This window comes from Kitasatospora sp. NPDC004799, from assembly GCF_040609095.1.
In the GTDB taxonomy this organism is placed as follows: domain Bacteria; phylum Actinomycetota; class Actinomycetes; order Streptomycetales; family Streptomycetaceae; genus Kitasatospora.
Window position 1 is genome coordinate 1 of the sequence record NZ_JBEXJK010000584.1, and the last position, 3,792, is coordinate 3,792.

A 3,792-nucleotide genomic window follows, 5' to 3' on the forward strand; every position below is an offset into this window, starting at 1 on the left:
GGTGCGGGGGCCGGACCGTTTCTACCCGGACCGTTTCTGCCCGGCCGTTCCTGCGAGCCTTCTTCTGCCCGGTGCGCGGGGCCGCGGTCGCGGGCGTGAGGATGGAGGCATGCCGTTCACGCTGAGCCATCCCGCCGCCGTCCTGCCCCTGCTGCGCGCCGCCGGGACGCGCGGGCCCCTGGTGGCGTCGGCGCTGGTCGCCGGGTCGATGGCGCCGGACGTGCCGTTCTTCGCCGAGTCCCTGCTGCCCGGGGTGTACGGCCACGGCGGGCTGACGCACCGCTGGTGGGCGGTGCCGACCCTGGACGTGGCGGTCGCCGGCGCCCTGGTGGCCGGCTGGCACGGGCTGCTGCGAGGGCCGCTGGTGGCGCTGCTGCCCGAGCGCTGGGCGGGCGGGGCCGAGGCGCTGACCGCTCGGCGGCCCGGGGCGTCCCGGGTCCCGGCGGTACCGGTGCGGTCGGCGGCGCGGCGTGGTTCGCGGCCTCGGCGGCGATCGGCGCGGCCACCCACGTCGGCTGGGACGCGTTCACCCACGGGGACCGGCTGGGGTCGCGGCTGCTGCCCGTCCTGGACCGGCCGGTGGCCGGGGTCCCGCTGTACGAGGTGCTGCAGTACGGCAGTTCGGCGCTCGCCCTGGCGGCGCTGGGCGGTTGGGCGGCGCGCGCGGTGCGGGCCGCCGAGCCGGTGCGCCCGGCCGTCCGGCTCGCGCCCGGGGCCGGGCGGGGGGCCGTCGCGGCGCTGGGCGCGGCGACGGCCGCCGGGGTGCTGCACCGGCTCAGCCCGTTGCGGCGGAACCTGGTGCCGGAGGCCTGCTTCGGCGCCGGGGCCGGGCTCGCGGTGGGCGCGGTCGGTTACGCGGCGGTGCTGGCGGCCGCCCGCCGGTGGCGCGGCGGGCGGCCGGACGTCCGTCCGCGGGACCCTCGGGACGTCGCCCCGAACGTCCGTCAGACGGAGCGCAGTTCGGCGTAGCGGCGGAGGAACAGCGCCTCGGTGAGGGCCATCCGCTCCAGCTCCTGCGGGTCGACGCTCTCGTTGACCGCGTGGATCTGGGTGGTCGGCTCCTCGACGCCGATCAGCACGATCTCGGCCTGCGGGTAGAGCGAGCGCAGCGTGTTGCAGAGCGGGATCGAGCCGCCCTCGCCGGAGGCGACCATCGGGGTGCCGAAGGCCTCGGCCATCGCCTTGCCCATCGCCTCGTACGCCGGGCCGCTGGTGTCGGCGCGGAACGGGGCGCCGTTGCCCTGGCGCTCGATCGTCAGCCGGGCGCCGAGCGGGACCTGCGCCTCCAGGTGGGCGACCAGCGCGTCCTGGGCGGCGTGCGGGTCGGTGCCCGGCGCGACGCGCAGGCTGATCAGGGCCTTGGCGGTGGCCTGGACGGAAGAGGTGGCGCCGATCACCGGCGGGGCGTCGATGCCGAGGACGGTGACGGCCGGGCGGGCCCAGAGGCGGTCCGCGATGGTGCCGGTGCCGGTCAGCGCGACGCCGTCGAGGACCTTGGCGTCGGCGCGGAACTGCTCCTCCGGGTACTGCACGCCCTCCCAGGTCTGGTCGGTGGTCAGGCCGGCCACCGCGACGTCGCCGTTCTCGTCGTGCAGCGAGGCCAGCATCCGGACCAGGGACTGCAGCGCGTCCGGGGCCGCGCCGCCGAAGGCGCCGGAGTGCAGGTTGCCGGCCAGCGTGGTGACCGTGGCCTCGACGACCGTCATGCCGCGCAGCGAGGCGGTCACGGTGGGCAGGCCGGGGGCGAAGTTGCCGGTGTCGCCGATCACGATGGCGTCGGCGGTGAGCAGCTCGGGGTGGGCCTCGGCGTAGCGCTCCAGGCCGCCGGTGCCCTGCTCCTCGGAGCCCTCGACGATGATCTTCAGGCCGACCGGGTAGGCGTCGCCGTGGGCCTGGCGCAGCGCCCGCAGGGCGGTCAGGTGCATCAGGATGTTGCCCTTGCAGTCGGCGGCGCCGCGCCCGTACCAGCGGCCGTCGCGCTCGGTCAGCTCGAAGGCGGGGCTGAGCCAGCCGTCCTCGTCCAGCGGGGGCTGGACGTCGTAGTGGGAGTAGAGCAGGACGGTCGGCGCGCCCTCGGGGCCGGGCAGCTCGCCGTAGACGGACTGGGTGCCGTCCGGGGTGTCGAGCAGCTGGATGTTGGTCAGGCCCTCGGCGGCGAAGGCGTCGGCGACCCAGCGCGCGGCCTTCTCGCACTCCTCGACCGGGAACTGGCGCGGGTCGGCGACCGACGGGAAGGCGACCAGCTCGGCGAGATCGGTGCGGGCACGGTCCATCAGGGACCGGACGGCGTCGGCCAGGGGCTGTGACATCGGGGCTCCGGGGAGACGGTCCGCCCAGGGATGGTGCGGGCGGAGGAGGCGGTTTGCGGTAGTGCCGATCATAGGCGGAGCGGAACGGGCGCTTCGAGGGTGCGGTGCGGGGGCGGCGTGCCCGTCCGGTGCGGCCGGACACATAGGATTGCTCGACGTGACTGACTCCGGAAGCTCCGATTCCCGCAGCCCGCTCGACAGCCCGGCCGAGGACGGTCCGACCGACGACGCGGCCACGCCGCTGGACGGCGTCTGGGACGTCGTGGTGGTCGGCGCCGGCCCGGCGGGGTCCTCCGCCGCGTACGCCGCCGCGGCCCAGGGCCGCCGGGTGCTGCTGCTCGACAAGGCCGAACACCCCCGGTACAAGACCTGCGGCGGCGGCATCATCGGCCCCTCCCGGGACAGCCTGCCGCCGGACTTCCGGCTGCCGCTGCAGGACCGGGTGCACGCCGTCACCTTCGCCTACGACGGGAAGTACACCCGGACGCGGCGGTCCAAGCGGATGCTGTTCGGCCTGGTCAACCGGGACGAGTTCGACCTGCGCCTGGTGCAGGCGGCCAAGCAGGCCGGGGCGGTGCTGGTCACCGGAGTGACCGTCACCGGCGTCGAGCAGCGCGGCGGCGAGCACCGGACGGCGCTGGTGACGGCGGCGGACGGCCGCACCTTCGAGGCCCGCGCGGTGGTCGGCGCGGACGGCAGCGCGAGCCGGATCGGCCGGCACGTCGGCGTCACCTTCGACCAGATCGACCTCGGCCTGGAGGCGGAGATCCCGGTGCCGGCGCAGGTCGCCGCCGACTGGGCGGGCCGGATCCACCTCGACTGGGGCCCGCTGCCCGGCAGTTACGGCTGGGTGTTCCCGAAGACCGAGACCAGCAGCCTGACCGTCGGCGTCATCTCGGCCCGCGGCGACGGCGAGCGGACCAAGCAGTACCTCGCCGACTACATCCGCCGGCTCGGCCTGTCCGGGTTCGCCCCCCGGGTCGAGTCCGGGCACCTGACCCGCTGCCGGACCGAGGACTCGCCGCTCTCCCGCGGCCGGGTGCTGGTCGCCGGGGACGCGGCCGGGCTGCTGGAGCCGTGGACCCGCGAGGGCATCTCGTACGCGCTGCGCTCGGGCCGGCTGGCCGGCGAGTGGGCGGTGAAGATCGCCGAGGCGGGCGACGCGACGGCGGTGCGGCGCGAGGCGCTGAACTACGCCTTCGCGGTCAAGGCCGGGCTGGGCGTCGAGATGCGCGCGGGCAAGCAGCTGCTGGGCGCCTTCGAGCGGCGGCCGTACCTGTTCCACGCGGCGGTCTGCCTGGTGCCAGCGGCCTGGCGGGCCTTCGCCCGGACGACCCAGGGGCACACCTCCTTCTCCCAGGTGCTGCGGCAGTACCGCGCGGCGCGGCGGCTGACGTCGATGGCGTCGCGGTAGCGCGGCGTTCGTGCCGAGGGGCCGGGGGGGCCGCCCCCGGGCGGGGGGGGGCGCCGGCCCCGGTTGGTC

The 3,792-nt window shown here is 76.4% G+C and carries 3 protein-coding genes and 1 pseudogene; 3 read left to right on the top strand and 1 reads right to left on the bottom strand.

Going from position 1 to position 3,792, the window contains the following annotated elements; translation table 11 throughout:
* Nucleotides 1-109 precede the first annotated feature (109 nt).
* Nucleotides 110-337 (top strand): annotated as a pseudogene (locus ABZW03_RS38405) (DUF4184 family protein); the annotation flags it as partial.
* Nucleotides 286-969, top strand: coding sequence for a DUF4184 family protein (locus tag ABZW03_RS38410; protein WP_355269144.1), 684 nt, complete (start codon nt 286-288; stop codon nt 967-969). The pseudogene ABZW03_RS38405 and the gene ABZW03_RS38410, both read left to right, overlap by 52 nt.
* Here the strand turns inward: ABZW03_RS38410 and ABZW03_RS38415 are convergent.
* Entirely contained in the window at nt 945-2,309 is a 1,365-nt protein-coding gene (locus ABZW03_RS38415) for a dipeptidase (RefSeq protein ID WP_355269146.1), read from the bottom strand. The two genes, ABZW03_RS38410 and ABZW03_RS38415, sit on opposite strands and share 25 nt — an antisense overlap.
* 241 nt (nt 2,310-2,550) lie before the next feature.
* On the opposite strand from ABZW03_RS38415, the gene ABZW03_RS38420 reads away from it, so the two are divergent.
* A complete protein-coding gene (locus ABZW03_RS38420; protein WP_355269148.1) occupies nt 2,551-3,723 on the top strand; it encodes a geranylgeranyl reductase family protein in 1,173 nt (390 codons plus the stop codon).
* Nucleotides 3,724-3,792: the final 69 nt, after the last annotated feature.

Bases quoted from the DNA above. Each gene is read 5' to 3' on its own strand.
- ABZW03_RS38415 (WP_355269146.1), bottom strand. From the start codon at position 2,309: ATGTCACAGCCCCTGGCCGACGCCGTCCGGTCCCTGATGGACCGTGCC.